General features: G+C 63.7%; 21 protein-coding genes. 8 read left to right on the top strand and 13 right to left on the bottom strand.

The genetic code is table 11. The features are described 5' to 3' along the window. Nucleotides 1-23 precede the first annotated feature (23 nt). The 5 genes from ACFWEM_RS25155 to ACFWEM_RS25135 all read left to right on the top strand — a co-directional run bounded on the left by ACFWEM_RS25155 (nucleotide 24) and on the right by ACFWEM_RS25135 (nucleotide 5,466). Nucleotides 24-2,123, top strand: coding sequence for a RecQ family ATP-dependent DNA helicase (locus ACFWEM_RS25155; protein WP_378538079.1), 2,100 nt, complete (start codon nucleotides 24-26; stop codon nucleotides 2,121-2,123). Nucleotides 2,124-2,283: 160 nt separating this feature from the next. Beyond that, nucleotides 2,284-2,799, top strand: a complete 516-nt coding sequence (gene ectA / locus ACFWEM_RS25150; RefSeq protein WP_003944572.1) for a diaminobutyrate acetyltransferase — start codon at nucleotides 2,284-2,286, stop codon at nucleotides 2,797-2,799. Between the two features lie 48 nt (nucleotides 2,800-2,847). After that, on the top strand, nucleotides 2,848-4,110 hold the full coding sequence (ectB, locus tag ACFWEM_RS25145) for a diaminobutyrate--2-oxoglutarate transaminase (RefSeq protein ID WP_378538076.1): 1,263 nt from the start codon (nucleotides 2,848-2,850) through the stop codon (nucleotides 4,108-4,110). 15 nt (nucleotides 4,111-4,125) lie between these two features. Then, nucleotides 4,126-4,524: an ectoine synthase gene (locus ACFWEM_RS25140; protein ID WP_378538074.1), complete on the top strand. Its 399-nt coding sequence runs from the start codon at nucleotides 4,126-4,128 to the stop codon at nucleotides 4,522-4,524. Nucleotides 4,525-4,533: 9 nt separating this feature from the next. Then, nucleotides 4,534-5,466 (top strand): D-isomer specific 2-hydroxyacid dehydrogenase family protein, encoded by a 933-nt coding sequence (locus tag ACFWEM_RS25135; protein ID WP_214881327.1) that lies wholly within the window; start codon nucleotides 4,534-4,536, stop codon nucleotides 5,464-5,466. A 44-nt stretch (nucleotides 5,467-5,510) separates the two neighbouring features. Here the strand turns inward: ACFWEM_RS25135 and ACFWEM_RS25130 are convergent, their stop codons facing one another. Beyond that, on the bottom strand, nucleotides 5,511-6,032 hold the full coding sequence (locus tag ACFWEM_RS25130) for a VOC family protein (RefSeq protein WP_378538070.1): 522 nt from the start codon (nucleotides 6,030-6,032) through the stop codon (nucleotides 5,511-5,513). Between the two features lie 50 nt (nucleotides 6,033-6,082). Here ACFWEM_RS25130 and ACFWEM_RS25125 point away from each other — a divergent pair, with 50 nt between their 5' ends. Then, on the top strand, nucleotides 6,083-6,940 hold the full coding sequence (locus tag ACFWEM_RS25125; RefSeq protein WP_378538067.1) for an NAD-dependent protein deacetylase: 858 nt from the start codon (nucleotides 6,083-6,085) through the stop codon (nucleotides 6,938-6,940). On the opposite strand, the gene proB is transcribed toward ACFWEM_RS25125, so the two are convergent. From proB to ACFWEM_RS25080, 9 genes are all read right to left on the bottom strand, one after another. Then, complete coding sequence (gene proB, locus ACFWEM_RS25120) at nucleotides 6,913-8,016, bottom strand: glutamate 5-kinase (protein WP_378538064.1); 1,104 nt, start codon at nucleotides 8,014-8,016, stop codon at nucleotides 6,913-6,915. The genes ACFWEM_RS25125 and proB overlap by 28 nt on opposite strands. A gap of 45 nt (nucleotides 8,017-8,061) precedes the next feature. Further along, entirely contained in the window at nucleotides 8,062-9,513 is a 1,452-nt protein-coding gene (gene obgE / locus ACFWEM_RS25115; RefSeq protein ID WP_003944579.1) for a GTPase ObgE, read from the bottom strand. A 231-nt stretch (nucleotides 9,514-9,744) separates the two neighbouring features. Beyond that, on the bottom strand, nucleotides 9,745-10,014 hold the full coding sequence (rpmA, locus tag ACFWEM_RS25110; protein WP_003944532.1) for a 50S ribosomal protein L27: 270 nt from the start codon (nucleotides 10,012-10,014) through the stop codon (nucleotides 9,745-9,747). Nucleotides 10,015-10,056: 42 nt separating this feature from the next. Further along, nucleotides 10,057-10,368, bottom strand: a complete 312-nt coding sequence (rplU, locus tag ACFWEM_RS25105) for a 50S ribosomal protein L21 (RefSeq protein WP_003944533.1) — start codon at nucleotides 10,366-10,368, stop codon at nucleotides 10,057-10,059. A gap of 319 nt (nucleotides 10,369-10,687) precedes the next feature. Then, nucleotides 10,688-13,960 (bottom strand): translation initiation factor IF-2 N-terminal domain-containing protein, encoded by a 3,273-nt coding sequence (locus ACFWEM_RS25100; protein ID WP_378538061.1) that lies wholly within the window; start codon nucleotides 13,958-13,960, stop codon nucleotides 10,688-10,690. 428 nt (nucleotides 13,961-14,388) lie between these two features. Next, nucleotides 14,389-14,808 (bottom strand): nucleoside-diphosphate kinase, encoded by a 420-nt coding sequence (gene ndk / locus ACFWEM_RS25095; protein ID WP_019749070.1) that lies wholly within the window; start codon nucleotides 14,806-14,808, stop codon nucleotides 14,389-14,391. Between the two features lie 18 nt (nucleotides 14,809-14,826). Continuing rightward, on the bottom strand, nucleotides 14,827-15,252 hold the full coding sequence (locus ACFWEM_RS25090; RefSeq protein ID WP_378538057.1) for a DUF4233 domain-containing protein: 426 nt from the start codon (nucleotides 15,250-15,252) through the stop codon (nucleotides 14,827-14,829). Continuing rightward, nucleotides 15,249-16,688 (bottom strand): bifunctional folylpolyglutamate synthase/dihydrofolate synthase, encoded by a 1,440-nt coding sequence (locus ACFWEM_RS25085; RefSeq protein ID WP_378538054.1) that lies wholly within the window; start codon nucleotides 16,686-16,688, stop codon nucleotides 15,249-15,251. The genes ACFWEM_RS25090 and ACFWEM_RS25085 overlap by 4 nt, the downstream gene beginning before the upstream one ends. Continuing rightward, nucleotides 16,685-19,366, bottom strand: a complete 2,682-nt coding sequence (locus tag ACFWEM_RS25080) for a valine--tRNA ligase (RefSeq protein WP_378538051.1) — start codon at nucleotides 19,364-19,366, stop codon at nucleotides 16,685-16,687. The genes ACFWEM_RS25085 and ACFWEM_RS25080 overlap by 4 nt, the downstream gene beginning before the upstream one ends. Nucleotides 19,367-19,540: 174 nt before the next feature. Between ACFWEM_RS25080 and ACFWEM_RS25075 the strand changes: the two genes are divergently transcribed. Beyond that, a complete protein-coding gene (locus ACFWEM_RS25075) occupies nucleotides 19,541-20,242 on the top strand; it encodes a hypothetical protein (RefSeq protein ID WP_378538044.1) in 702 nt (233 codons plus the stop codon). Nucleotides 20,243-20,315: 73 nt separating this feature from the next. On the opposite strand, the gene ACFWEM_RS25070 is transcribed toward ACFWEM_RS25075, so the two are convergent. The 3 genes from ACFWEM_RS25070 to ACFWEM_RS25060 all read right to left on the bottom strand — a co-directional run bounded on the left by ACFWEM_RS25070 (nucleotide 20,316) and on the right by ACFWEM_RS25060 (nucleotide 24,047). Beyond that, the gene (locus ACFWEM_RS25070) at nucleotides 20,316-22,349 is read right to left on the bottom strand and encodes a prolyl oligopeptidase family serine peptidase (protein ID WP_378538041.1); all 2,034 of its coding nucleotides are present in this window, start codon (nucleotides 22,347-22,349) and stop codon (nucleotides 20,316-20,318) included. A 12-nt stretch (nucleotides 22,350-22,361) separates the two neighbouring features. Further along, nucleotides 22,362-22,976 carry a GNAT family N-acetyltransferase gene (locus ACFWEM_RS25065; protein WP_378447853.1) on the bottom strand — a complete coding sequence of 205 codons (615 nt, stop codon included), beginning with the start codon at nucleotides 22,974-22,976 and terminating at the stop codon, nucleotides 22,362-22,364. Between the two features lie 63 nt (nucleotides 22,977-23,039). Beyond that, nucleotides 23,040-24,047 (bottom strand): iron-siderophore ABC transporter substrate-binding protein, encoded by a 1,008-nt coding sequence (locus ACFWEM_RS25060; protein WP_378538036.1) that lies wholly within the window; start codon nucleotides 24,045-24,047, stop codon nucleotides 23,040-23,042. Nucleotides 24,048-24,167: 120 nt separating this feature from the next. Between ACFWEM_RS25060 and ACFWEM_RS25055 the strand changes: the two genes are divergently transcribed. Further along, complete coding sequence (locus ACFWEM_RS25055) at nucleotides 24,168-26,477, top strand: FdhF/YdeP family oxidoreductase (protein ID WP_378538032.1); 2,310 nt, start codon at nucleotides 24,168-24,170, stop codon at nucleotides 26,475-26,477.

The raw sequence follows: 26,477 nt of genomic DNA, 5'->3' as shown, positions 1-26,477 counted from the left end.
CAGGGTCGTGCACCATGGGGTCCATGACCACCGCCACTGCCCCAGCCATGCGCGACGAAGCCGAGCGGCTGCTCCGCGAACTCGCGGGGCCGGATGCCCGCCTACGGGAGGACCAGTGGACGGCCATCGAGGCGCTGGTGGTGCAGCGCAAGCGCGCGCTTGTCGTGCAGCGGACCGGTTGGGGCAAGTCGGCGGTCTACTTCATCTCGGCGAAGCTGCTCCGGGCAACAGGCCACGGCCCCACGGTCATCGTCTCTCCCTTGTTGGCCCTGATGCGAAACCAGGTCAGTTCTGCCGAGCGTGCCGGGGTGCGAGCCGCAACCATCAACTCGGGCAATGTCACCGAGTGGGACGACATCCACGCCCGCGTCGCAGCCAACGATCTCGACGTACTGCTGGTCAGCCCCGAGCGCCTCAACAACCCCGACTTCCGCGATCAGGTCCTTCCGTCCCTGGCAGCTGACGCCGGCTTGGTAGTGGTCGACGAGGCTCACTGTGTTTCCGACTGGGGACACGACTTCCGTCCCGACTATCGGCGCATCAGGACGTTGATCGCCGAACTCGGCGAAGGCATTCCCGTCCTCGCGACCACGGCTACGGCCAACAACCGCGTCGTCGAGGACGTGTCCGCCCAACTCGGCGTCGGCGGCGAGGAGACGCTCGTACTTCGTGGCGGGCTGGAACGCGAGTCACTTCACCTTTCCGTGGTTCACATTCCCGAGGCGACGGCGCGTGCTGCCTGGCTCGCCGACATGCTCGAGACGCTGCCGGGATCGGGCATCATCTACACGCTGACGGTCTCGGCCGCACGCGACCTCGCAAGCCTGCTCTCCGAACGCGGGCATACCGTCGCCGCCTACACGGGCCAGACCGATCCCACCGAACGTGAATCCCTCGAGCAGGACTTGTTGGGCAATCGTGTCAAGGCTCTGGTGGCCACCTCGGCCCTCGGGATGGGCTTCGACAAGCCTGATCTCGGGTTCGTCGTACACCTCGGCGCACCGTCGTCGCCGATCTCGTACTACCAGCAGGTGGGCCGCGCCGGTCGTTCCACCGACAGGGCCGACGTGATCCTGCTGCCTGGCGCCGAGGACAAGCAGATCTGGAGCTACTTCGCCTCGGTCGCCTTCCCCCGCGAGCATCTCGTCCGCAGCGTCATCGAGCACCTCGACACCGAAAAGGCCACGTCGACACCGGCACTCGAACCTCTGGTGGAGCTCAATCGAACGCGTCTCGAGATGGTCCTCAAAGTCCTCGACGTCGACGGCGCCGTCAAACGCGTCAAGGGCGGCTGGATCAGCACCGGCGAACCTTGGGTGTACGACGCCGAGCGCTACGGCCGACTCGACGACGCTCGCCAGGCTGAGCAGGCCGCAATGGTCGAATACCAGAGCATCACGACGTGTCGAATGACCTTCCTGCGTGAACAACTCGACGATCCGGGCCTGACCTCGGAGAACTCACAGTGCGGTCGCTGTGACAACTGCACGGGCGATCGCTACGACACCACTGTCGACACCGCCGCCCTCGACGAGACTCGGGCGCGCTTGCAGCGCCCCGGATTCGACCTGGAGCCGCGCAAGATGTGGCCGACCGGCCTGAGCAAGCTGGGCGTCAAGCTGTCCGGGAAGATCACCGAGGGCCCGGAAACCGGGCGCATTCTCGGACGGATGTCGGACCTGGGCTGGGGCCAACGTCTCCGCGCACTTTTCGACGGTCCCGACGCAGAGGTACCCGATGCTGTGGTCAGCGCGTGTATCAGCGTTTTGGCGGCCTGGAATTGGGCCGAGCGCCCCACCGGTGTCATGGCCCTCGAATCCACGACGCATCCGTTGCTGGTGTCGAGCCTGGCTGCCAAGCTGGCCGAGGTCGGGCGATTGACCGACCTGGGCACCCTTCGCTTGCGCCCCGACCACCCTCCGGTGTCGGCAGCGAACTCCGCCTATCGCGTGTCCGGACTGGTCGATGTTTGGGAAGTCCCGGACATGAGTATCCACCAGGGACCGATACTTCTCGTCGACGCAATCGCCGATACCGGTTGGACTTTCACGATGGCCGCACGCGCACTTCGACAGGCTGGTGCTCACTCCGTACTTCCGTTGGCGCTCGCGAGCCCGAAATAGCGAGTTTTTGCCCGAAATAGTCGCTCCGACAACGGCAAAAGTTACATAATGTGAGCACCATCACATTCATGTCCTCACCTGGGGCGCAACGGGTTCCACACGGCCCGAAACGGACATCTGCATGACTTCGACAGCAATGATTGTTACGTTCAGATGACCGATGAAGCCTGTTGATACGAGAGCTATCCCGACCACCGCGCCGGACGCGGTGTTGTTCAGAAGCCCACAGATCGATGACGGAGTCCGGCTCTGGGAGATCGCACGTGATTCGAAGGTGCTCGACCTCAATTCGAGTTATGCATACCTGTTGTGGTGCAGGGATTTCAGCGCGACGTCCATCGTCGCAGAGGTAGACGGCCGCGTAGTCGGATTCGTTTCCGGTTATACCCGTCCCAGCGCGCAGGAAACCCTGTTCGTGTGGCAAGTGGCGGTCGACGAAGACCAGCGCGGCAAGGCAATTGCTGCCCGCATGCTGTCCGACTTGATGGATCGCACTGCCCCACTGGGTGTTACACATCTGGAGACGACGATCAGCCCCGACAACGAGGCTTCGATCGCACTCTTCACCGCGCTCGCACGCCGACGCGAAGTACCGATAACCAGGCAGACCTTGTTCTCGCCCAACGATTTTCCCGATGGACACGAAGCCGAAGATCTTTACACGATCGGCGCCTAGCGCACTTCGCGCTCGGCATACAGCATGCCCCGGAGGAACAAAGAAGATATGAATATCAACGAAGCAAGCATTTTCGAAACCCTCGAGTCCGAGGTTCGCAGCTACTGCCGTGACTGGCCCGCAGTGTTCACCAGCGCATCCGGATCCTGGATTCGTGACGAGAACGGACGCGACTACCTCGATTTCTTCGCCGGCGCCGGCGCACTCAACTACGGTCACAACAACCCGGTGCTCAAATCCGCACTGGTCGACTACATCATGAACGACGGCATCACGCACGGCCTCGACATGTCCACTGTCGCCAAACGCGAATTCCTCGAGACCTTTCAGCGCAACATCCTCGAGCCACGCGGCCTGGACTACAAGGTCCAGTTCCCCGGCCCGACCGGCTCGAACACCGTCGAGGCTGCATTGAAGCTGGCTCGCAAGGTCACCGGACGTTCGGCAGTCATCAACTTCACCAACGCATTTCACGGAATGACACTTGGTGCACTCTCCGTGACCGGTAACTCGATGAAGCGCGCGGGCGCCGGTGTCCCCCTCGTGCACACGACACCGATGCCCTTCGACAACTACTTCGACGGCGTCACCGAGGACTTCCAGTGGTTCTCCCGCGTTCTCGATGATTCCGGCAGTGGTATCAACCGCCCCGCGGCAGTGATCGTCGAAACCGTGCAGGGTGAAGGTGGCGTCAATGTCGCTCGCCCCGAATGGCTTCGGGCGCTGGCAACACTGTGCTCGGATCGCGGAATCCTGTTGATCGTCGACGACGTGCAGATGGGTTGCGGCCGTACCGGCCCGTTCTTCTCCTTCGAAGAGGCCGGAATCGTTCCCGACATCGTCACACTGTCCAAGTCGATCAGCGGCTACGGAATGCCCATGGCGCTCACGCTGTTCAAGCGTGAACTCGACGTCTGGGGACCGGGCGAGCACAACGGCACCTTCCGTGGCAACAACCCGGCGTTCGTCACCTCCAAGGTGGCACTCGACCACTACTGGTCCGACGACGCACTGACCAAGACAACGCTGAAGAAGGGCGCACGCATCAGCGAATGCTTCGCCAATCTCTCCGATCAGTTCCCCGGCGAGGTCTCTCACCGCGGACGCGGCCTGGTCCAGGGCCTGGTCTTCGACCAGCCGGAGCGCGCCGGAAAGGTCTGCCAGCTGGCATTCGACGAGGGATTGCTCGCCGAGACCTCCGGACCCTCCGACCAGGTTGTGAAACTGCTTCCCGCACTGACGATTACCGACGACGAGCTCGAGCACGGCCTCTCCATCCTGGCCGAGGCGACACTCAAGGTCTGCAGCTAGAGGAAGGACTCTCCCATGATCGTTCGCACCACCACCGAGATCACCGACACCGACCGCGACATCACGAGCGAGGACGGCAACTGGCGCAGCAAGCGCATCGTCCTCGGCGGCGACCGCGTCGGGTTCTCGTTCCACGAGACCACCATCAAGGCGGGTTCGGTCAACGAGTTCCATTACGCCAACCACGTCGAGGCTGTCTGGCTCGTCGAGGGCACCGGCAAGCTGATCGACCTCGACAACGACAAGGAATACGATCTCGCACCGGGGTCGATGTACCTGCTCAACGGCCATGAGCGTCATCGCGTCGAGCCCGACACGCAGATGCGCATGCTGTGCGTGTTCAATCCGCCGGTCACCGGGCGTGAGGTACACGACGAGAACGGTGTCTACCCACTGGTGGAGGTCCCCGCGTAGCGTCTAGTCATGGCGACTGACACCTCTCCACGCGTAGCGATCGGCCCCGTCCCCGATGCACTGCTCGACAGCGCGGTGCTTCGGGGCGGTGGTCTGATCAGTCCGATCGACACTGCCGACGCCCTGATCTGGGCGGGCTCACCCGAAACATTTCCGTCGGAGTTACCGGCGTCGGTCAGGTGGGTGCAGCTTCCGTCGGCGGGAATCGAGGATTGGTTCGACTCCGGTGTGATTCCGAAGGACACAGATATTACGTGGACCTCGGCGGCCGGTGCATTTTCGGCGTCGGTGGCCGAGCATGCGCTCATGCTTCTCTTGGCCGGAGTTCGTCACTTGCCTGCACACATCGAAGCTCGAACGTGGCGTCAGTTCGAGTTCTTTCCCAAGATCGGCACCCTTCGTGGTTCGACGGTTGCGATCATCGGCGCAGGCGGTATCGGCCGCGCGCTGATTCCGATGCTGGCCGCGCAGGGGGCGGACAGCCTCGCAGTCAATCGTTCCGGTAGCCCGGTCCCCGGGGCGATCTCGACGTACCCCGCATCCAGAATGGATGAAATATATTCTCGCGCAGATCACTTCGTGATTGCTGCGCCCGCCACCCCGGCCACCCGTCACCTCGTGGGCCGTGCGCAGTTGGCGGCGATGCAACCCCATTCCTGGGTGATCAATGTCGCGCGCGGATCACTGGTCGACACCGATGCGTTGGTCGAGGCGATCGAGTCCGAACAGATCGGCGGCGCCGGTCTCGACGTCACCGATCCTGAACCTCTCCCGGACGGTCACCCTCTGTGGGATCTGACGAATGCGATCATCACACCCCACGATTCCAATCCGCCAGGCGTTCGCCCCGCCGCGTTCGCGGATCACGTCTCCAAGAACGTGACCCGCTTCGCGAAGGGCGAGGCGCTGGCCGCCCTCGTGGACCCGGTTGCCGGATACTGAGCACGCCGCCGAAGCCCGAATGATCCGGCGAAAGCTGTCGGAAGTTACTGTGTCGACTCCCTATCCGGGAAGAAAAGTGCCCGCGCCCGGCGAGCGACTTCCTCAGCAGGTACGTCCTCGACCTTCGTGCATACTGCCCACCTGTGGCCGAACGGATCGAGAAACACCCCATGCCGGTCGCCCGAAAACGTATCGGCCACAGCCGTGACCAGCGTGCCTCCCTCGGCGACGGCCCGAGCGACAAACTCGTCCGTGTCCTCGGTGTAGACGACGATCGACGAATGCACCCAGCCGTCCTGCGGTGATTTGAGACCGAAGTCCGGCATCTCCTGCGAAAGCTGCAGCATCGAATCGCCGATCCGGATCTCCGCATGCATGAGTGAGCCGTCAGGTGCGTTCATCGCATCGACTATCTCAGCTCCAAGTCCTCGCTTGTAGTAGTCGAGTGCGGCATGGCCGTCCGGCACCGCAAGGTAGGGAGTGATCGTGCGGTAACCGGCGGGGATTGGGTTCACTGTGTTCATGTGTACGAGTATTGGCGATCGCACACGTGTTCTATTGAACATTTCGGACTTCCTCCGCGCCTTCGTCTCGCACACGCGCCTATCCTGGAACGGTGCCTACCGACAACAGCCGCCTCGACGCCCTTTCCGAGCTCCTGTCCGGCCGTCGCCTGGCAGTTCTCACGGGCGCCGGCATCTCCACCGACTCCGGAATCCCGGACTACCGCGGACCCGATTCACCCCCGCGCAATCCGATGACGTTCCAGCAGTTCATCGGCGATCCGGCGTTTCGGCGGCACTACTGGGCGCGCAACCACATCGGCTGGCGATACATGGACAGCTCCCGCCCCAACCAGGGCCACCGGGCCGTCGCAGCACTCGAGCGAACTGGGCGAGCCGTCGGCGTGATCACCCAGAACGTCGACCTCCTGCACACCAAGGCCGGCGCGCGAAACGTCATCGACCTCCACGGCACCTACGCGCAGGTTCGATGCCTGAGCTGCCAGCGGCTGATCTCCCGCACCACTCTCGCGGAGAGACTGGAAGAAGCCAATCCCGGATTCGCCGAAACGGTCGCTGCTGCAACAGGAGTCGAGATCGCACCCGACGCAGATGCCGTGATCGAATCCACCGCACACTTTCGCGTCGTGGATTGCGCCGTGTGCGGTGGGCTGCTCAAACCAGACATCGTCTACTTCGGCGAATCCGTCCCCAAGGAACGCGTGGCCCGGGCGTACAGCCTTGTCGACCAAGCCGACGCACTGTTGGTAGCCGGGTCGTCGTTGACCGTGATGTCCGGCCTACGTTTCGTCCGGCATGCCGCCAAGACCGGGAAGCCGATCGCCATCGTCAATCGTGGCACGACTCGCGGAGACGAATTCGCCGACCTCAAGCTCGAAGCCGGTTGTGCTGAAGCACTTTCCGCTCTGGTCGAGCACGACAGTTACAGCGCCACCAAGTCGTCCGCGTGAACCACGGGACGCTGCATGTCGGCCGGTAGATCGGTGGTGGAGCGCCCCAGGATCTCCTCGATCTCCGTAGCGTCGAATGCGACGACACCCCGGGCGACGGGCTTCTCCCCCGGCCCCATCAGGGACACGACGTCGCCGGCGTGGAAGTCACCGGATACACCGACAATGCCCGCGGACAGCAGGCTTCGACGCTTGGACACGACCGCGCGAACGGCGCCTTCGTCGAGGTGAAGGTCACCCTGTGTGTCGGCGGCGTGACGGACCCAGAATCGGCGAGCCGACAATCGCGTCGGCCGCGGAGCAAAAGCGGTTCCGACATCGGCACCACTGAGTGCTCGAGCGGCGTCCGAGGCTGCGGCCAGCAGAACCGGCACTCCGGAATCAGCGGCCAGGCGTGCTGCTGAGAGCTTCGACGCCATGCCTCCGGTACCGAGAGCGCCACCCGAACCGGCAACCACACCGTCGAGATCCTCGGGACTGTTGACCTCGGGAATCAGTGTGGCATCGCCCTTTCGGGGATCGCCGTCGTACAGTCCGTCCACATCCGACAACAGGATCAACGCGTCGGCACCGACCAGATGCGCAACCAGTGCAGCCAGCCGATCGTTGTCACCGAATCGAAGTTCGGTGGTGGCGACAGTGTCGTTCTCGTTCACGATCGCCACCGCGTGCAATGCCCGTAGACGATCGAGTGTCCGTTGGGCGTTGCGGTGCTGCGTCCGTCGAGCGATGTCGTCCGCCGTGAGTAGAACCTGCCCGACGGTACGCCCGTAACGGGCGAACGACGTACCCCAGGCGTGAGCCAGAGCCAACTGACCGACGCTGGCCGCAGCCTGCTTGGTCGCGAGATCCCGAGGCCGCTTGGTCAGTCCCAGCGGCGCCAGTCCGGCGCCGACGGCACCGGACGAGACGACGACGACATCGGAACCCGCACGCATGCGAGCCTCGATGGCATCGGCCAACAGATCGAGTCGGTGAGTATCGAGTCCCGCCACCAAACTGGTGAGCGCAGACGACCCGATCTTCACGACGATACTGTGAGCCGACGCTATCGACTCCCTGGTGGACCCGAGCACAGTCCCGTTCCCTCTCTTCGGTTTTCGTCCTGAAATCGCGTGGGGTCAGGCGTCTTCGTCGAGCAAGCCGCGGCGGACACGACGCGCGTGCTTGCGCTCGTCGGCGCCGATGCGCTCCACCTGATCGAGACGCGGATCGGTTCCACGGCCCGTGCGGGTCAGATCGATACCGGCCGGCGTCATCGGCTCCCACTCGAAGCTCACGTCACCGATGGTGACGGAAGCTCCTGGCTGAGCGCCCTTCTTGACCAATGCGTCCTCGACACCCAATCGAGCAAGACGGTCGGCGAGGTAGCCCACCGCTTCGTCGTTGTCGAAGGCGGTCTGACGAATCCACCGCTCCGGGCGGGTGCCACGGACGACGAACCCACCGGGAATATCGGGATCCTTCTCGATGGTGAAGCTGGAATCCTTGACCTTGACCGGGCGAATGACCTGGCGCTTCGGCTCGGGCTTCGGATGAGCTTCGCGGTAGTCACGGACCATCTTCGCCAGCGCGAATGTCAACGGTCGCAGGCCTTCTCGGCTCACTGCCGAGATGGTGAAGACCGGCCATCCGCGGGCTTCGATCTCAGGTGTGACCATTTCGGCCAACTCGGCTGCCTCGGGCACGTCGGTCTTGTTGAGGATGACGACCCGCGGACGCTTGTCGAGGTCACCGAGTCCCGAGTCGCCGGAGAGCGCAGGCGTGTATGCAGCCAGCTCTGCTTCCAAGGCGTCGATGTCGGAGATCGGGTCACGTCCCGGATCGAGGGTGGCGCAGTCGATCACGTGCGCCAACACGGCGCAGCGTTCGATGTGGCGCAGGAAGTCCAGGCCCAATCCGCGGCCTTCGCTGGCACCGGGGATCAGCCCGGGCACGTCGGCGACGGTGAAGGTGGTGTCACCGCTCGAGACGACGCCGAGGTTGGGGACCAGAGTGGTGAAGGGGTAGTCGGCGATCTTCGGCTTGGCCGCAGAGAGAACGGACACAAGCGAAGACTTACCGGCGGAGGGGAATCCGAGCAGACCGACGTCGGCTACCGACTTGAGTTCGAGAACCAGGTCACGCTCGACACCGTCCTCACCGAGGAGTGCGAAACCGGGAGCTTTGCGGGCCTTCGACGCCAACGCTGCGTTGCCGAGTCCGCCGCGGCCGCCCTGAGCCGCGTCGAAGCGTGAACCGACTCCCACGAGGTCGGCAAGCACGTTGCCGTCGGTATCGAGAACCACAGTTCCATCCGGAACCTTGAGGATGAGGTCTTCACCGTTTGCACCCTCGCGGTTACTGCCGGCGCCCTGCTTGCCGTTGGTCGCCTTCGCGTTGGGATGGAAGTGAAAGTCGAGGAGGGTGTGGATGTTCTCGTCGACCACGAGGATGACGTCGCCACCGCGACCTCCGTTGGCACCGTCCGGACCGCCGAGCGGTTTGAACTTCTCGCGGTGTACGGAGGCGCAACCATTGCCGCCTTTTCCAGCGCTGACGTGCAGCACAACACGGTCAATGAATCGGGACATGACTGCCGGATCCTTCCTCAGTCAATTGCGGGTCTCACGCGATGAGCTGAACTTCTGGTGAGCAGGGTTGCTCGGGGCAAAACGGGTACTGCTTAAACAAACGATAGGGGCGGACCGGGTTATTTCAACCCTGGTCCGCCCCTATCGGGAGCTTGGAACGCGTCACTCTCTTACCGAAAGCAGAACCGGCTTACCGAAGTAGAACCGATGACGCACAACTAGCGAGAAAGACTAGACCTCAGCCGCAACGACGGCCGGAACGATGTTCACGGTCTTGCGTCCACGCTTCTGGCCGAACTCGACTGCACCGGCAGCGAGAGCGAACAGGGTGTCGTCGCCGCCACGGCCGACGTTGACGCCGGGGTGGAAGTGCGTGCCGCGCTGGCGAACCAGGATTTCGCCTGCGCTGACCGACTGGCCGCCGAAGCGCTTCACGCCGAGGCGCTGGGCGTTTGAATCGCGACCGTTACGGGAGCTGGATGCACCCTTCTTATGTGCCATGCTATTGACCCTCCTCGGGTGAAATTAGCTAGAAAGAACTGGTTACTTGATGCCCGTGACCTTGAGCACCGTGATCGGCTGCCTGTGGCCCTGACGCTTGTGGTAACCGGTCTTGTTCTTGAACTTGTGGATGCGGATCTTCGGGCCCTTGGTGTGCTCGACGATCTCACTGGTGACTGCGACCTTGGCCAGCTTGGCCGCGTCGGTGGTCAGGTCGGATCCGTCGACCACGAGAACGGGAGCAAGCGAGACAGCAGTGCCGGGCTCACCCTCGATCTTCTCGACCTTGACGAGGTCACCAACAGCGACCTTGTACTGCTTTCCGCCGGTCTTGACGATCGCGTACGTTGCCATCGGAGGGCTACCCCTTGCTTCTTCGAACTTGCTCGCGCTGCTGCCTGAGGCTTCAAATGCATCGCGACTGGTCTGGTTTATGTCACCTCGGCTCGGTACTGACGTACCGGGACATTCACGCGCACTCTAGGCACACGGAATCTCTACCGCCGGGTGGCGACCCTCCAAGGTTACGGGAAAGCAACCGTCAGGGTCAAACCGCCCCGCCGAGGGGTGGTGCTCACTACTCTGTACTGCTTCTACCAGCTGAAACTTCGGATAACGGTCGGATGGCCTCGCTCATGGCAAGGACATCCAACCGACCGAAAGCCAGTAGTTCTTACTCCCCGTCTACCGGAGGCCCTGCGGGACGTGCTGCTGCACGCCTGCGACGGGGTCTCTTGACGACGACAACTTCTTCCTCAGCCGGAACTTCGGTAGCCGGAGCCGGAACGTTTTCCACGACCTCTTCCGCCACGGGTTCCGGAGTCGGAATCACGAAGACCGTGCCCACCTCGGGAGCTGCTTCGGCAACCGGTGCCGACGCTGCCCGCGACGCCCGGCGACTACGCCGACGACCTCGCGGAGCTGCTTCCTGCTCGTTACCCACTGCGGGTGCTGCTTCCCGCTCGTTACCCACTGCGGATACTTCTTCCGCAGCAGAGTCCACAACAGGAACGTCATGGTGCTCAGCAGCAGCAGGAGTATCGATCGGCCGATCCTGTTGCCGATCGGCACTTTTGGATGCATCGCCCCCCGAAGACACACCGGCGGAATCAGACTCGGTCGAGTCGGCCGCGACGGTCTCGTCGTCGTCGTGGTGATGCGAGGCCATCGCCAATGCCACCGGATGAGCCCGCTTGACCGTTGCGTCGACGGCCGGAACCTCCGGCGCCGGTGCTTCCTGTCCGTTGGACTCGGCCGAAGCCGACTTGTCTCCGCGGCCACGCTTGTTCTTGCGCGAGGTACCGGAATCACTGCGCTGCGAGCCCGAACGCGATCCGCCGTCGTCCGAGGACTTCACCTCGACGGGCTCTGAGTGCACGATGATGCCGCGGCCGTGGCAGTGCTCACAGGTAGTCGAGAAGGCCTCGACCAATCCGGTGCCCAACTTCTTGCGCGTCATCTGCACGAGTCCGAGTGACGTGACCTCCGACACCTGATGGCGCGTGCGATCGCGACCCAGGCATTCGGTGAGTCGACGCAGGACCAGGTCCCGGTTCGATTCGAGGACCATGTCGATGAAGTCGACGACGATCATTCCGCCGATGTCCCGCAGGCGCATCTGGCGAACGATCTCCTCGGCAGCTTCGAGGTTGTTGCGGGTGACGGTCTCTTCGAGGTTTCCGCCGGCTCCGGTGAACTTGCCGGTGTTGACGTCGACGACGGTCATGGCCTCGGTGCGGTCGATCACCAGGGTGCCGCCGGACGGCAGCCACACCTTGCGATCGAGTGCCTTTGCCAACTGCTCGTCGATACGGCGAGCCGCGAAGACGTCGATTCCGTTGTTCGGCGTGTACTTCTCGAGCCGAGGAAGCAGGTCGGGAGCGACGGAGTTGATGTAGTTCTCGACCGTCGTGTGCGCCTTCTCGCCCTCGATGACCAGCTTGGAGAAGTCCTCGTTGAATAGATCACGAATGACCTTGACCAGCATGTCCGGCTCTTCGTACAGCGCCTGCGGGTTGCCCGACTTGCCGGCGTCCGCAGCGGCGGCCTGCTCCTCGATGCCGGCCCACTGCGCCTGCAGACGAGTCACGTCGCGCGCCAACTCTTCTTCGCTGACACCCTCTGACGCCGTGCGAATGATCACGCCGGCGTCGGCAGGAACGATGTCGCGCAGGATTTCCTTGAGACGCTTGCGCTCGGTGTCCGGGAGCTTGCGGCTGATACCCGTGGACGTGCCGCCGGGCACGTAGACGAGGAAACGACCGGCAAGCGAAATCTGTGTGGTCAGTCGCGCACCCTTGTGCCCAACCGGATCCTTGCTGACCTGAACGAGCACCTGATCGCCAGGCTTGAGAGCTTGCTCGATCTTGCGCGAGTTACCACCGAGACCGGCTGCCTCCCAGTTGACCTCACCGGCGTAGAGCACGCCGTTGCGGCCACGCCCGATGTCGATGAACGCAGCTTCCATGCTGGGGAGCACGTTCTGGACGCGTCCGAGGTAGACGTTGCCGACCATCGACGCGGAAGCCGAGTTGGTGACGAAGTGCTCGACCAGGACGCCGTCTTCGAGGACTGCTACCTGTGTAGTCGCGTGCGGCTGACCGCTGTCCGCTCGATCGCGCACAACCATGACGCGGTCGACGGCTTCACGACGGGCAAGGAATTCCGACTCGGTCAGAATCGGCGGGCGACGACGGCCGGCGTCACGACCGTCGCGGCGACGCTGACGCTTCGCTTCCAGACGCGTCGAGCCACTGATGCCCTGGACCTCGTCCTTGACGCGGGTCTTGTTGCGCGGTTCGCGCTCGTGAACGACGGTGTTCGGCGGATCGTCCTCGGACGTCGCATTCGCGTCGGTGGCGGCATCGGTGCCAGTCTTACGACGGCGACGGCGACGGCGGCGACGGCTCGATCCGTCAGCATCGAGGTCGGAATCGTCGGCGTTCTCGGATTCCGCATCCGCGTCGGACTCGGTCTTGTTTCCGGATTCTCCGCCGGAAGCATCTTCGGTTTGCTTTTCGACCGACTCGGGGGCAGTTTCCTGCTCCACTTCGGTGGTCGTCTCCGACTCTTCGTCCGAGCCTTGATCGCTACCCTGCTCGCCGCCCTGTTCGCCACCCTGTTCTCCGCGGCCACGGCCACGTCCACGGCGTCCACGACGACGGCGACGCGGCTGATCGTCGTCCTCGTCCTCGGACTCGGCGATCTCACCCTCGGTTTGCGGGGCGGTCACAGCCGGCTCTTCGACGGCTGGAACTACAACCGGCGAGACCTCGGGTGCGACTGTTTCGGTTTCCGCAGTTGCCTGCTTCTCTTCGACGACTGCTGGTGCAGCAGGCTCACGGCGGGCGCGACGGCGACGCGGGGCCACCTCGGCTGCCTCGAGGTCCGGCTGCAGGAACAGCGGAACCTGCGGCGCGGCGGGAGCCACCTCGGGCTGATGGGTCTGCGGCGCCTCGAACGAGGTGAACAGATCGGACTGCTCGGCTTCCTTGCTCTGCAGCGCAGCAGCGGCGTCGAGTCCAGCGCTGATCTCGGCGACAGCCGGATCCACCGCTTCTTCGGCTGCCGGTTCTTCGACAACTACTGCCTTTTTACGGGTTCGACGAGCCCTCACCGGCTTCTCGGCTGGAATCTCCGCAGCAGGCTGCTCGGCCGGAGTTTCCGCAGCAGGCGCTTCGACAACCGGGTCGATGAGGGTGTCGAGCTCGGCGACGACCGGCTCGATGGCCTCGGCCGCGGAGGTCAACGAAGCGTGAATCCGCTGAGCGATGTCACGTTGGAGACTCGACTGCGCACTGCGCAATTCGGTACCGAGCGCTGCAGCTTCGGCAAGGACCTGCTTGCTGGTGACACCGAGCAGCTTCGCCAGCGCGTGTACGCGCATCTTGTCGGGGAATTCCGGGGTGGTGCTGGAATCTGATTCGGTTGGGGATTGATCGGCCACGTAAGTCTCCTCAGCCCCCGGGCGCGTCCAACCCAGAAGTCGAGTTGTCACGCGGCCACGCGGGAGCGTGCTGTGTGTACTCGCACCCAGAAGTGAGTACGAGATTGTAAGGTCTCGCTCCGCATGGTCCGCAGTGCCCGTTATTCACTGCGAGCACATGAAGTGCCTGGCTGGATGGCCGTTGTCCTGTGCGCGAGCGCCTGATCATCCAGCGTGCAGAGGTCCAGGGATTTCCTGTTGACCTGGAGCAGCGATGAAAGGGCATCGAACCTAGGTGTCATCCGGTTGAACGTGCGTAAAACAAATTGCGGTTCAACTGAAAGCAGTATCCCACACCAACGCGCCTGCAACTGCAAAGGGCGCACCGATGTGGGATACGTGCCGAGAATTCGCTGTGGAGATGTGGGCCGAAGGCCCGGATAGAAGATTCAGATGGACGACAGCGCGGGGAACCACAGAGCGATTTCACGCTCTGCCGACTCCACGGAGTCACTGCCGTGAACGAGGTTCTGCTGCGCTTCGAGTCCGAAGTCGCCGCGGATCGTGCCCGGAAGAGCCTTGTCGACCGGGTCGGTTCCGCCGGCCAACTGACGGAAAGCAGCGATGGCGCGGGGGCCTTCGAGCACTGCGGCCACCAGCGGACCGGAGGTGATGAACTCCAACAAGCTCGGGTAGAACGGGCGCTCGGCGTGCTCTGCGTAGTGGCTACCAGCCACCTCTTCGGAAGCTACGCGGAGCTCGAGTGCTGCAATTGTCAGGCCTTTGCGCTCGATACGGCTGAGGATTTCTCCTACGTATCCACGGGCAACGGCGTCGGGCTTGATCAGTACGAGGGTGCGCTCAGTCACAGCGGACAGCCTAAATGGTCAGTCCCGCTGGCCGGGAAGCAGGCCCTTGTCCATCCGGCGCTTGATGTCTCTCTGCAGGTAGACGAGGTATCCCCAGACGATCCCGAAGGTGATGGCCACACCCACGATCGACGGGTGGACGAAGAAACCGAACAGAAGAATCACCTGCAGTGCGACGTTGAACCCCATCGCCCACGGCTTTCCCTGGACTCCGGCTCCCAGAATCATCAGTACCGCCAAGCCGATGATGAATCCGGCCGAGAGCGCGGTGAGGCCACCGCCGACGACCGCAACGACCGGCAATGCCAGCAGCACGACTATCGCCTCGAGGATCAGAGTTCCGGCCATCACTCCGCGGAAACTCTTCCACGGGTCCTTGGTCGGAGGCCCGAACTCACCGGCAGTTTCGCCGGACTCGGGATTGGATTCTGACGGGGTGCTCACGCGGGGTCCTTTCCGAACAGCGTGCGGGCGGCGCCTGCGGTCACGACGGATCCCGTCACCACGACACCTGCCCCCGATACGGCTTCACCGGGTTCGGCGACCTGCTCGGCGATTTCGATCGCGACTTCCAAGGCGTCGGCAAGCACCGGTGCGACGACGACGCGCTCGTCGCCGAACTTTGCGACGGCAATGTTGGCCAGTTCCTCGACGTCCATCGCCCGGGGTGATCCGTTGTGGGTGACGACGATCTCGTCGAAGACGGATTCGAATGCGGTCAAGATTGCGTCGACGTCCTTGTCCGCCATGACGCTGACCACTCCCACGAGCTTGCGGAAGTCGAACTCCGCGGCCAGTGCGGCCGCGAGGGCGCGGGCACCGTCGGGATTGTGGGCGGCGTCGAGAAATACGGTCGGCGCACTCCGAACACGTTCGAGGCGACCAGGATTGACGATCGAGGCGAAACCGTTGCGGATTGCATCCTGATCGAGTTGTCGATCCGGACCGGCACCGAAGAACGCTTCGACAGCCGCGAGCGCGAGAGCCGCATTGCGTGCCTGATGCTCGCCGTGCAGCGGGAGGAAGATGTCGGTGTACACACCGCTCAAACCCTGGAGTTCGAGCTGCTGTCCGCCCACCGCGATCTGGCGAGCAAGCACCTTGAACTCCGAGCCCTCGCGAGCGACCGCAGCTTCGACCTCGACTGCTCGCCGCAGCAGTACCTCCATGACTTCGGGAGTCTGCTCGGCGATGATCGCGACGGTGTCCACCGGAACCAGGTCCTCGCGGCCCTTCTTGATGATTCCGGCCTTCTCCTCCGCGATCCCGGCCAGGTCGGTACCCAGATACTCGGCGTGATCGAGACTGATCGGGGTGATCACCGCGACCTGTCCGTCGATCACGTTGGTGGCGTCCCAGCGTCCGCCGAGGCCGACCTCGACCACGGCGACGTCGACCGGTGCCTCAGCGAATGCCGCATAGGCCATCGCGGTGAGCACTTCGAACTTGCTCATCGCCGGTCCCCCGGCTTCCTTGGACTGTGCGTCGATCATCTGCACGTACGGTTCGATCTCGCGGAACGTGTCCACGTAGAGCCGCGGTGAGATCGGATGACCGTCGATGCTGATCCGCTCGGTCGCGATCTGCAGATGAGGGCTGGTGGTTCGGCCGGTACGACGATGCAGAGCGCTCATCAAAGAGTCGATCATGCGCGTCACCGACGTCTTGCCGTTGGTCCCCGTCACGTGCACCGATGGATAGTTGTGCTGCGGCGAGCCCAGCACGTCCATCAGCGCCTCGATACGGGTCAGTGACGGCTCGATCTTGGTCTCGGGCCAACGCTTGTCGAGTTCGGCCTCGACCAGCGCCAGCTCGGCGATGTCGACCGGAGTCGGAACCGAACTCTGAGCGTCGAACTGGGACGGCTCGTACGAACTCACTTGTCGGCCAACTCCTTCAGACGTCCTGTGATGCGCTCGATCTCTTCGACGGCGATCTGGCGACGGTTCTTGATCTTGTCGACGACGGCGTCGGGCGCCTTCGCCAAGAAGGCCTCGTTCGCAAGCTTGTTGTCGGCGGTGACGAGTTCCTTCTGCGCTGCCGCGAGGTCCTTTTCGAGCCGCTTCTTCTCGGCACCGAGGTCGATGGTGCCCGAGGTGTCGATGTCGACCGTGACGGTGCCCTGGCTCAGACGCACCTCGACGGAGATCGATGCGGTGAATCCCTCTTCGGGTTCGGTCAGCTTGGCCAGCGCTGCCACGTAGGCGAACTGGCCGTCCATGCCGGCCTCCGAAAGCCCGGACGCACGCGCCGGGACCTTCTGGGAAGGCTTGAGCCCCTGATCGTTTCGGAAACGTCGCACCTCGGTGATCAGTTTCTGGGTGTCTTCGATCCGGGTGGCGGCCGCAGCGTCGACTGCGACGCCGGACAGCGTCGGCCAGTCGGCGACGACGACGGATTCGCCTCCGGTGAGCACCTTCCAGAGGGTTTCGGTCACGAACGGGATGACCGGGTGCAGGAGGCGGAGCAGTGCATCGAGAACGTTGCCGAGCACTGCGCGGGTGTTCGCGGCGACGGTCTCGTCGTCGGCGAACTGCACCTTGGCGAGTTCGAGGTACCAGTCACAGACCTCGTCCCACGCGAAGTGGAACAGGCCTTCGCATGCCTTGCTGAACTCGTAGCGATCGAAAGCGGCATCCGCCTCGGCCTGGACCGTGTCGAGACGGTCGAGGATCCAGCGGTCGGCGTCGGTCAGTTCGCTTCGAGCGGGCAGCGGCGCCGGAGCGGCGCCGTTCATCAGCGCGAACTTGGTCGCGTTGAACAACTTGGTCGCGAAGTTGCGTGAGGACTGCGCCGAATCCTCACCGACGGACAGGTCACTGCCCGGGTTGGCCCCGCGTGCGAGTGTGAATCGCAGGGCGTCGGCGCCGAAACGATCCACCCAGTCGAGTGGGTCGATACCGTTGCCGCGAGACTTCGACATCTTCTTGCCGAACTGATCGCGAACCAGTCCGTGCAGGAACACGTCCTTGAACGGCATCTGCGCGCCGGACTTACCCGGACCGGCGGTGATCGACTCGTCCTCGGACACATACGTGCCGAACATCATCATGCGGGCGACCCAGAAGAACAGGATGTCGTAGCCGGTGACGAGAACGCTGGTGGGATAGAACTTTTCGAGTTCGGGTGTCTTGTCGGGCCAACCCATCGTCGAGAAGGGCCACAGTCCGGAGGAGAACCAGGTGTCGAGGACGTCGGGATCCTGGACCCAGCCGTCCGGTGCCGTTTCGTCGGGACCGAAGCACGCAACTTCGCCCTCGGGGCCGTACCAGACCGGGATGCGGTGTCCCCACCAGAGCTGGCGGGAAATGCACCAGTCGTGCATGTTGTCGACCCAGTCGAACCAGCGTGGTTCCTGGCTTGCCGGGTGAATGACGGTGTCGCCGTTGCGAACCGCGTCGCCGGCGGCCTTGGCCAGGGTTTCGACCTTGACCCACCATTGCAGAGACAGGCGCGGCTCGATAGCTTCACCACTGCGCTCGGAGTGTCCGACGCTGTGCAGGTACGGACGCTTCTCGGCGACGACACGTCCCTGCTCGGCGAGGGCTTCGCGAACCTTGACGCGAGCCTCGAAGCGGTCCATACCGTCGAATTCGGTTCCCGTGTCGGCAATCTTGCCGGTCTTGTCCATGATGGTGGGCATCGGCAGGTTGTGCCGCAGGCCCATCTCGAAGTCGTTGGGATCGTGAGCCGGCGTGATCTTCACTGCGCCGGTTCCGAACTCGGGATCGACGTAGTCGTCCGCGATGATCGGGATCTGACGCCCGGTGAACGGATGATCGAGAGTTGTGCCGATGAGATGCTTGTAGCGCTCGTCTTCGGGATGGACAGCCACTGCGGTATCACCGAGCATCGTCTCGACACGGGTGGTCGCGACGATGACGTGCGGCTCGTTGTCGTCGAGCGAGCCGTAGCGAAGGGAGACCAGTTCACCCTCGACGTCCTCGAACTTCACCTCGATGTCGGAGATCGCGGTCTGCAACACCGGCGACCAGTTCACGAGACGCTCGGCGCGGTAGATCAGACCTTCGTCGAACATGCGCTTGAAGACGGTCTGGACGGCGCGCGAGAGGCCCTCGTCCATCGTGAAACGATCGCGGCTCCAGTCGACGCCGTCACCGATGCGCCGCATCTGGCCACCGATGGTTCCGCCGGATTCGCGCTTCCAGTCCCAGACCTTGTCGATGAACAGCTCGCGGCCGAAATCTTCCTTGGTCTTGCCGTCGGCAGCGAGTTGCTTCTCGACGACGGACTGCGTGGCGATTCCGGCGTGGTCCATGCCCGGCAGCCACAGAACCTCGTAGCCCTGCATCCGCTTGCGGCGGCTGAGCACGTCCATGAGTGTGTGATCGAGGGCATGACCCATGTGCAGGCTGCCGGTGACGTTCGGGGGCGGCAGCACGATGGAGTAGCCGGGCTTGTCGCTGGTCGCGTCGGCCTGGAAGTACCCGGCGTCTACCCAGCCTCGATACAGATCGGCCTCTACCGCGCTGGGGTCCCAGCTCTTGGGTAGGGCGTCGGCGGGGGTCTGGGGGTTCTCTGGAGCTGCACTGGTCACCACTTGATCCTAATGACTCCCCCGTCGTGAACGAATTCGCCCGTCAGGCGTCGCGGTGGCCACGAACGACGGTCCCCGCAGTCCGGGGGTCAGCCGAACACACGATATTCACCGATCCGCTCCGCTGACAGGATCGCTCTGAAGGACGACCGACCAACGACCTGTGGAGCAAATATGTTGAACAACTGGAGTTCTCGCCGTCCCGGCGTTCGAACCTTGGCGGCTGCCGCGACGATCGGAGCGGCGGTTGCCCTGGTGCTTCCGGCGACTGCATCCGCTGCGCCCGGCATCGAAGGAAGCGTGCAGGGAAGCGTCGACAGTGGCAGCGCCACGATCAACGGAAGCGTGGGCGACCTGGGGAACGACATCGCGAACGGCATCGCCAGCGGCAGCGTGGGCGACATCGTCGGCGGAATCGCCACCGGGAACGTGAACGACATTCTCGGCGGTCTGGCCGCCGGATCTACGAGCGCCAAGGACATCGCCAACGGTCTGGCCAGTGGCAATGTCAGAGACATTCTCAGTGGGCTGGCCAGCGGCAGCGGCGGTGGTGGATCGTTTGCACCCACGCAGCGGTGTGACGCCTCGACGGTCTCCGGCGGCGCAGGAATCACCAGCACGAAGCACGAGCTCGGCCGCGGCGGCCCGACGTCGTTCGTCCTCGGCTACGAGACCGAGAACATCCCGGACCTGATCGAGGTGTACTACGAAGGACGGTTGATACACAGCACCGGTTATGTCGGCGACAACATCAACGAGGGATCCGGCTCGACGGTCGTCAACGTGCCCGCCGGCGGGGCCTCGTCGGTCCTGGTCCGCGTCACGGGCCCCGACCAGACAATCTGGTCGTACACCGTTCGCTGCCCCGGCGCCTGATTCCGGTCCGGATCCGCGCGCGAAGAAGATCGTGCCTCGTTCGGCCGTTGCGGCCGAACGAGGCACGCGCAGTTCAGCCCAGAATTTCCGGAAGCGCGACATCTTCCCCGAGAATGTGCTCTGAGAGGAACGCGGTGACCACTTCGTACCAGATCTTGGTGTGCTGCGGCTTGAGCACCCAGTGATTCTCGTCCGGGAAGTACAGGAAGCGGTGGTCCGTTTTCCCGTGGTCGTCGGCCGGCAGACCTGACTCTGCAAGCAGTTCGTACCAGAGCCGCAAGCCCTCACCGATCGGAACGCGATAGTCCTTGTCGCCGTGGATCACCAGCATCGGCGTCGTGATGTCTGCGACGTACAGATGCGGCGAGTTCTCGACGGCCATCTCGGGCGACATCTCGCGCTGCCAGTACCAGGCAGCGTCCGTGGTAGGGCCGAATTGGTCCAGTGCCCAGAGACTCGCGTGGGTGACGATCGCGTCGAAACGGTTGGTATGGCCGGCGATCCAGTTGGCCATGTAACCGCCGAACGAACCTCCCATCGCGCCTGTCCGCTTGGGGTCGATCTCGGGCTGCGCGACGGCAGCATCGGTGATCGCCATCAGATCGGTGAAAGGCGCCTTGCCCCACTGACCCCACCCGCGCTGAACGAAATCCTGGCCGTATCCGGTCGAGAGCGCGGGATCGGGCAGCAGTACTGCATAGCCCTTGGCGACGAGCAGCCACGGATTCCACCGCCAGGACCAGGTGTTCCACGAACCGAGGGGCCCGCCGTGGACCCAGAGAAGCAATGGCACCGGTGCATGCGGCGCGGCGCCGGTCGGCAGCGCCAACCAGCTACGCACCGTCGAACCGTCCTCGGCGCGCGCGGTGATCTCGGTCAGCGTTCCCGGCAGCTCCGGCAACGGGTCGGGTCCACGAAGTGCGGTGATCTCACCTGATCGAAGATCCACGCGTACCACGTGCGGGGGCGCTTCGTACGAAGCCCGCAGCGCGTAAATCGACTCGCCGTCCGGCGCCACTCGAACGTCGGTGTACGCCGCGTCGTCGGCTGTCAGGCGAACCGGTTGGCCCCACAGGTCGATCGTGAAGATCGGACCGCGGCCGCCGTCGTCAGCGGTGACCACCAGCCCGGATCCGTCGGGTAGCCAGGCCAGGGAGGTGGGCCAGCGATCCCAGCCGTCGGCAACGCCGGTCACGGCACCGGATCCGAAGTCGTAGAGCTGCAGAGTCATTCGCGGCGCGGACTCCGGCGTGGTGAGAGTCTCCCGGATGAACGCGAGCTTGGTTCCGTCCGGCGAGAGCACCGGGTTGTAGACGTCCGCGTCGGCCTCGTCGACGAGGGTGGTTCGGTCGCCGGTCACCGTGTCGATCCGAACCAAGGTGGATCGGCGGGCGGCACTCGGATCGCCGACAGTCCACGTCGTCACCACGAAGAGACCGTCGTCGGAGATCGTGGTCGACGTCTCTCGCAGCGCCGCGCCTGCAGTTGGCGTGATGTCCCGCAATTCGACGGATTCCTTCGAATCCGTCTCAGCCACAACCAGATGCGGATGATCGGGGCCCAGGTCGTGGTCCCAGTGCCGCACCGGATAACCGGTGTGCAGCATCGCCGTGACCTTCTTGTCCTTGCGCGCCGATCGCACCTGATCGTCCTGGTCGAGACTGATCGCCGAAGCCATGACCGACGTCTGGGCCACGAACGTCGGCGCCGCCTTGGCCGCTGATACCGACGAGACGCCACCGGGACGTGAGATCAGCAGCTGAGCTTCTCCGCCGGCCGCAGGTAGGCGCCACAGTGCGGGTTGCGGATCACTCTCGCCCGGCACCGCTCGCGTGGCGGTGAAGAGCACGTCGCCGTCGAACGCGAAGGCAGCACCGGACTCGCTGGTCGAACCCCAGGTCAACCGACGCGCAGGACGTCGACCTTCCGGGTCGATCTCCCACAACGAGGACACGTATTCGGCGCTCTTGTCGTCGAGAACTGCGCGCGCGCAGATGAGCAGCGAGCCGTCTGGTGACAACACCAGGCCGGACAACCTGGCCAGAGCGATGTAGTCGTCGAGTTCGTCGAACGGTGTGCCTGCGTGGAGCTCGGGAATCTGGGTCACCACTAGTTGGTATCACGCGCCCCGCGGTTGACGCATCATTGCGTAGATCGTCGGCCCGCCGCCCGGCATGACGATGTCGCGGGTCACTTCGAAACCGAAGCGGTTGTAGTACGGGATGTTCGATTCCTTGCTGCTCTCGAGGTAAGCGTCGACATGTTCACGGTCGCAACGCTCCAACCGGGAGTTCAGCAGCGCTTTGCCGTATCCCCCACCTCGAGCTGCACTGCCGGTCCCGACAGTCGCGAGATACCAGTGCGGCGAATTCGGATGTGCTCCTTCGAGAACGGAGCTGACCTCGGCCGCATGTCGCAATCCGCTGCCGAAGACACGCACCATTGCGGGCAAGCTCATGAGCCCGGAGATCCACGACTGCTTCCATCGCCCCGGCGGATCCCACAGAGTTGCCCCGCCGATCACGCCGTTGTCATCGGTGGCCACCTCGACACCGCCACCGGCGAGGTGGTGGTAACGAGCTTCTGCGGCAAACAGTTTCGTCAGACGATCAGCCCTGGTGGCTTCGTTCGGCAACATCCACGCCATCAAGGGATCGTCCTCGAACGCCTCGGCCAACACCGCCGACAGTGCCGGAACATCGGATCGGACAGCCGGCCGCACGTGTACACCCATGAGGCGAGAGTACCGCCGACTGTCCGGATCCCCGGTGCTTGAACCGAGCTGTCCGTGAACCGATCAGACGAGCAAGCCCGCAATCCGCGGCGGAATCTGTTCGAGCGCGTACGGCAGGCTCAGTACGGTGCTCCACGTCATGGCTTCGGCAGCAGCGTCTTCCAGGATGATCGCGCGGCCGTCCTTCACGACGTCGAGTTCCTGGTAGATCGGGGTCTTGTCCAATTCCGCGCGAAGCTTGTCGCCGTAACCACCACCGGCGTACCAGACGAGTACGTCGACGTCGGCAAGAGAGAGTTGCTCGGTGCTGATCTCGGCGAAGTTACCCGTGATCTGATCGGTGACAGGCGGATTCACGAATCCGAGTTCGGTGAAGAACCGCACCTTGGGGTCTTCCGGTCCGTAGACCCCGAACTGCCCCGGCCCCTTCAACGCGCCAACCAGAACAGTCTTGCCCGCAAACGCCGGATTGGCCGTCTTCACGTCGGCGAACTTCTCCTCGACGCCGGCGATCAGTTCGGTGGCCTTTCCCTGCTGCCCCAATGCCTCGCCGATGACGGTCGTCTGGTCCTGCCAGGGGATTCCGTAATCCGCGAACTCCTTCGGCTGTGCCACTGTCGGCGCGATGGCACTGAGCTTGTCGTACTGCGCCTGAGTGAGCCCGGAGTAGGTGCCCACAATGAGGTCGGGTGTCACGGAGGCGACCTTCTCGATCTGAATGGTGGTGCCCGCGGTTCCGATGATCTCCGGACTCGACCCGTTCAGCAGAGGTTGCGCCCACGGCCACACACCCGAGGGGTAGTCGCCGTACCAGTCGAAGGTTCCGACCAAGGTCCCGCCGAGCGCGAGAATCGCATCCTGATCGTTGTATCCGACACTGACGATCCGCTGCGGATCCTTCGGCAGTTCGGTGGTACCGAACTTGTGAGTGATCGATCCCGCAGAGTCACCGCTGGGGGGTGTGTCCTCGTCGTTCGAACTGGAGCAGGCTGCGGCGAATGCCAGCAACGCTCCCGACGTGCCGATCAGAAATCCGCGCCGGGTCAGCCGACCTGCGTCCGTTCGATCCATGTTCTTACCCCTTAAGTCCGCTGGTTCGGTAGGTAAGGCTAGCCGATGAATGTCGCATTCCGGCGAGTTCGACCGGGCCATTCGATGGCAGTACCGGCTCGTTCGGGCCACTATGGAGACATGACGCGCCAGGGCCCCTCGAAAGACATCGACGAATCGGATCTCGAAGTCACGCATCCCAAGGACTACGCCGCCGGAGTACCGGCCGTCCTGGTGTCGCTGCAACGCGGAATCGAGCAGATGGGGGCCTTACGGACCGCCCGAACGCTCACCAGGCTCAACCAGCGTCACGGCTTCGACTGCCCGGGGTGCGCATGGCCGGAGACTCCCGGACATCGCAAGCCCGCCGAGTTCTGCGAGAACGGCGCGAAGGCTGTTGCCGAGGAAGCAACGCTTCGCACCGTCACACCCGAGTTCTTCGCGGAGCACTCGATCTCCGACCTCGAAGGCAAGACCGATTACTGGCTCGGGCAGCAGGGCCGACTGACGCACCCGATGGTTCTGACGCCGGGCGCAACCCACTATCAGCCGATCGACTGGGACGGCGCGTACGCACTGATCGCCGAACATCTGAACGGCCTCGCGTCGCCGGACGAGGCGGTGTTCTACACCTCCGGTCGCACTTCCAACGAAGCAGCTTTTCTCTACCAGTTGATGATTCGGAGCTACGGCACCAACAACATGCCCGACTGTTCCAACATGTGTCACGAATCGTCCGGGAGCGCACTGACCGAATCCATCGGCATCGGCAAAGGTTCGGTGACCGTCCCCGACCTCGAGAACGCCGATCTCATCCTCATCGCCGGGCAGAATCCCGGCACCAACCACCCTCGAATGCTCTCGACGCTGGAGAAGGCAAAGGGCAACGGCGCCAAGATCATTGCCATCAATCCCCTGCCCGAAGCGGGATTGCGACGGTTCAAGGATCCACAGAAGGTGTCCGGCGTGATCGGGCACGGAGTCGAGATCGCGGACGAGTTCCTGCAGATCCGGCTGGGCGGAGACATGGCGCTGTTCCAGGGCCTGGGGAAGCTGCTGCTCGAACAGGAAGATCGCGCTCCCGGCACCGTCGTCGATCGCGCATTCGTCGACCGGTACTGCGCCGGTTGGGACGAGTACGAGAAGCACATCCGCGCAGTCGATCTCGACACCGTGATCGAAGCGACGGGCCTGTCGATGACGCAACTCGAGGAAACAGCCGCCGCCCTGGTCCGATCCGAACGAACAGTCACCTGCTGGGCCATGGGCATCACTCAGCACACACACGGAGTCGCCACCATCGAGGAAGCGGTCAACCTGTTGCTCATGCGCGGGATGATGGGCAAACCAGGTGCAGGCGTCTGCCCCGTGCGAGGACACTCCAACGTCCAGGGTGACCGCACGATGGGCATCTGGGAGAAGATGCCGGAAGAGTTCCTGGCCGCGCTCGACACCGAGTTCTCGATCTCGAGCCCACGCAAGCACGGTTGGGACACCGTCGACGCGATCCGCGCCATGAACGCCGGCAAGGCAAGCTTCTTCATGGCGATGGGCGGCAACTTCATCCAGGCCAGCCCGGACACTGCGGCCACCGAAACGGCATTGCGCCAGTGCGAACTCACCGTGCAGGTTTCCACCAAGCTGAATCGCAGTCACGTGGTCCACGGGCAGACCGCGATCATCCTCCCCACCCTCGGACGCACCGACCTCGACGTCCAAGCCGGCGGAAAGCAGCTTGTCTCCGTGGAGGATTCGATGTCCATGGTGCACCTGTCCCGCGGACGCCTCACACCGGTCAGCCCCTACCTGCGCAGTGAAGTCGCCATCATCTGCCAACTCGCCCGCGAACTACTCGGCAGCGATCACTCCGTCCGCTGGTCGGCGTTCGAGGGCAACTACGACCTGATTCGCGATTCCATCTCGCGGGTGGTGCCAGGCTGCGAGAACTACAACACCCGCGTCCGTGAGCCCGACGGATTCCAGCTCCCCCACCCACCACGTGACTCGCGCGAATTCCGCACGCACACCGGCAAAGCCAACTTCGGCGTGAACGACCTGCACTGGATACCCACCCCTCGTGGCCGTCTGATTCTGCAGACCATGCGAAGCCACGACCAGTACAACACCACGATCTACGGTCTCGACGACAGATACCGCGGCATCAAGGGTGGACGCAAAGTCATCCTCGTCAATGCCGAAGACATCACCGCACTCGGATTCCGCGACGGCGATCTGGTCGACATCGTGTCCGAGTGGACAACCCCAGACGGCACTCTCGAAGAGCGTCGGGTCACGGAGTTCCGCATCGTCTCCTACGACACCCCCCGCGGTAATGCGGCGGCGTACTACCCCGAGACGAATCCCCTCGTTCCCCTCGAACACGTTGCAGCCAAGTCGAACACACCGGTTTCGAAGGCAGTCACCGTTCGACTCGAAGCATCAGGCGCCTGA

Source organism: Rhodococcus sp. NPDC060176, from assembly GCF_042728675.1.
Classification (GTDB): domain Bacteria; phylum Actinomycetota; class Actinomycetes; order Mycobacteriales; family Mycobacteriaceae; genus Rhodococcus_F.
The sequence above is the reverse complement of the archived record's forward strand: the minus strand, read 5'-3'. Positions and strand labels throughout refer to the sequence as shown.

Bases quoted from the DNA above. Each gene is read 5' to 3' on its own strand.
- ACFWEM_RS25155 (WP_378538079.1), top strand. From the start codon at position 24: ATGACCACCGCCACTGCCCCAGCCATGCGCGACGAAGCCGAGCGGCTG.
- ectA (WP_003944572.1), top strand. From the start codon at position 2,284: ATGAAGCCTGTTGATACGAGAGCTATCCCGACCACCGCGCCGGACGCG.
- ectB (WP_378538076.1), top strand. From the start codon at position 2,848: ATGAATATCAACGAAGCAAGCATTTTCGAAACCCTCGAGTCCGAGGTT.
- ACFWEM_RS25140 (WP_378538074.1), top strand. From the start codon at position 4,126: ATGATCGTTCGCACCACCACCGAGATCACCGACACCGACCGCGACATC.
- ACFWEM_RS25135 (WP_214881327.1), top strand. From the start codon at position 4,534: ATGGCGACTGACACCTCTCCACGCGTAGCGATCGGCCCCGTCCCCGAT.
- ACFWEM_RS25130 (WP_378538070.1), bottom strand. From the start codon at position 6,032: ATGTTCAATAGAACACGTGTGCGATCGCCAATACTCGTACACATGAAC.
- obgE (WP_003944579.1), bottom strand. From the start codon at position 9,513: ATGTCCCGATTCATTGACCGTGTTGTGCTGCACGTCAGCGCTGGAAAA.
- rpmA (WP_003944532.1), bottom strand. From the start codon at position 10,014: ATGGCACATAAGAAGGGTGCATCCAGCTCCCGTAACGGTCGCGATTCA.
- rplU (WP_003944533.1), bottom strand. From the start codon at position 10,368: ATGGCAACGTACGCGATCGTCAAGACCGGCGGAAAGCAGTACAAGGTC.
- ACFWEM_RS25075 (WP_378538044.1), top strand. From the start codon at position 19,541: ATGTTGAACAACTGGAGTTCTCGCCGTCCCGGCGTTCGAACCTTGGCG.
- ACFWEM_RS25065 (WP_378447853.1), bottom strand. From the start codon at position 22,976: ATGGGTGTACACGTGCGGCCGGCTGTCCGATCCGATGTTCCGGCACTG.
- ACFWEM_RS25060 (WP_378538036.1), bottom strand. From the start codon at position 24,047: ATGGATCGAACGGACGCAGGTCGGCTGACCCGGCGCGGATTTCTGATC.
- ACFWEM_RS25055 (WP_378538032.1), top strand. From the start codon at position 24,168: ATGACGCGCCAGGGCCCCTCGAAAGACATCGACGAATCGGATCTCGAA.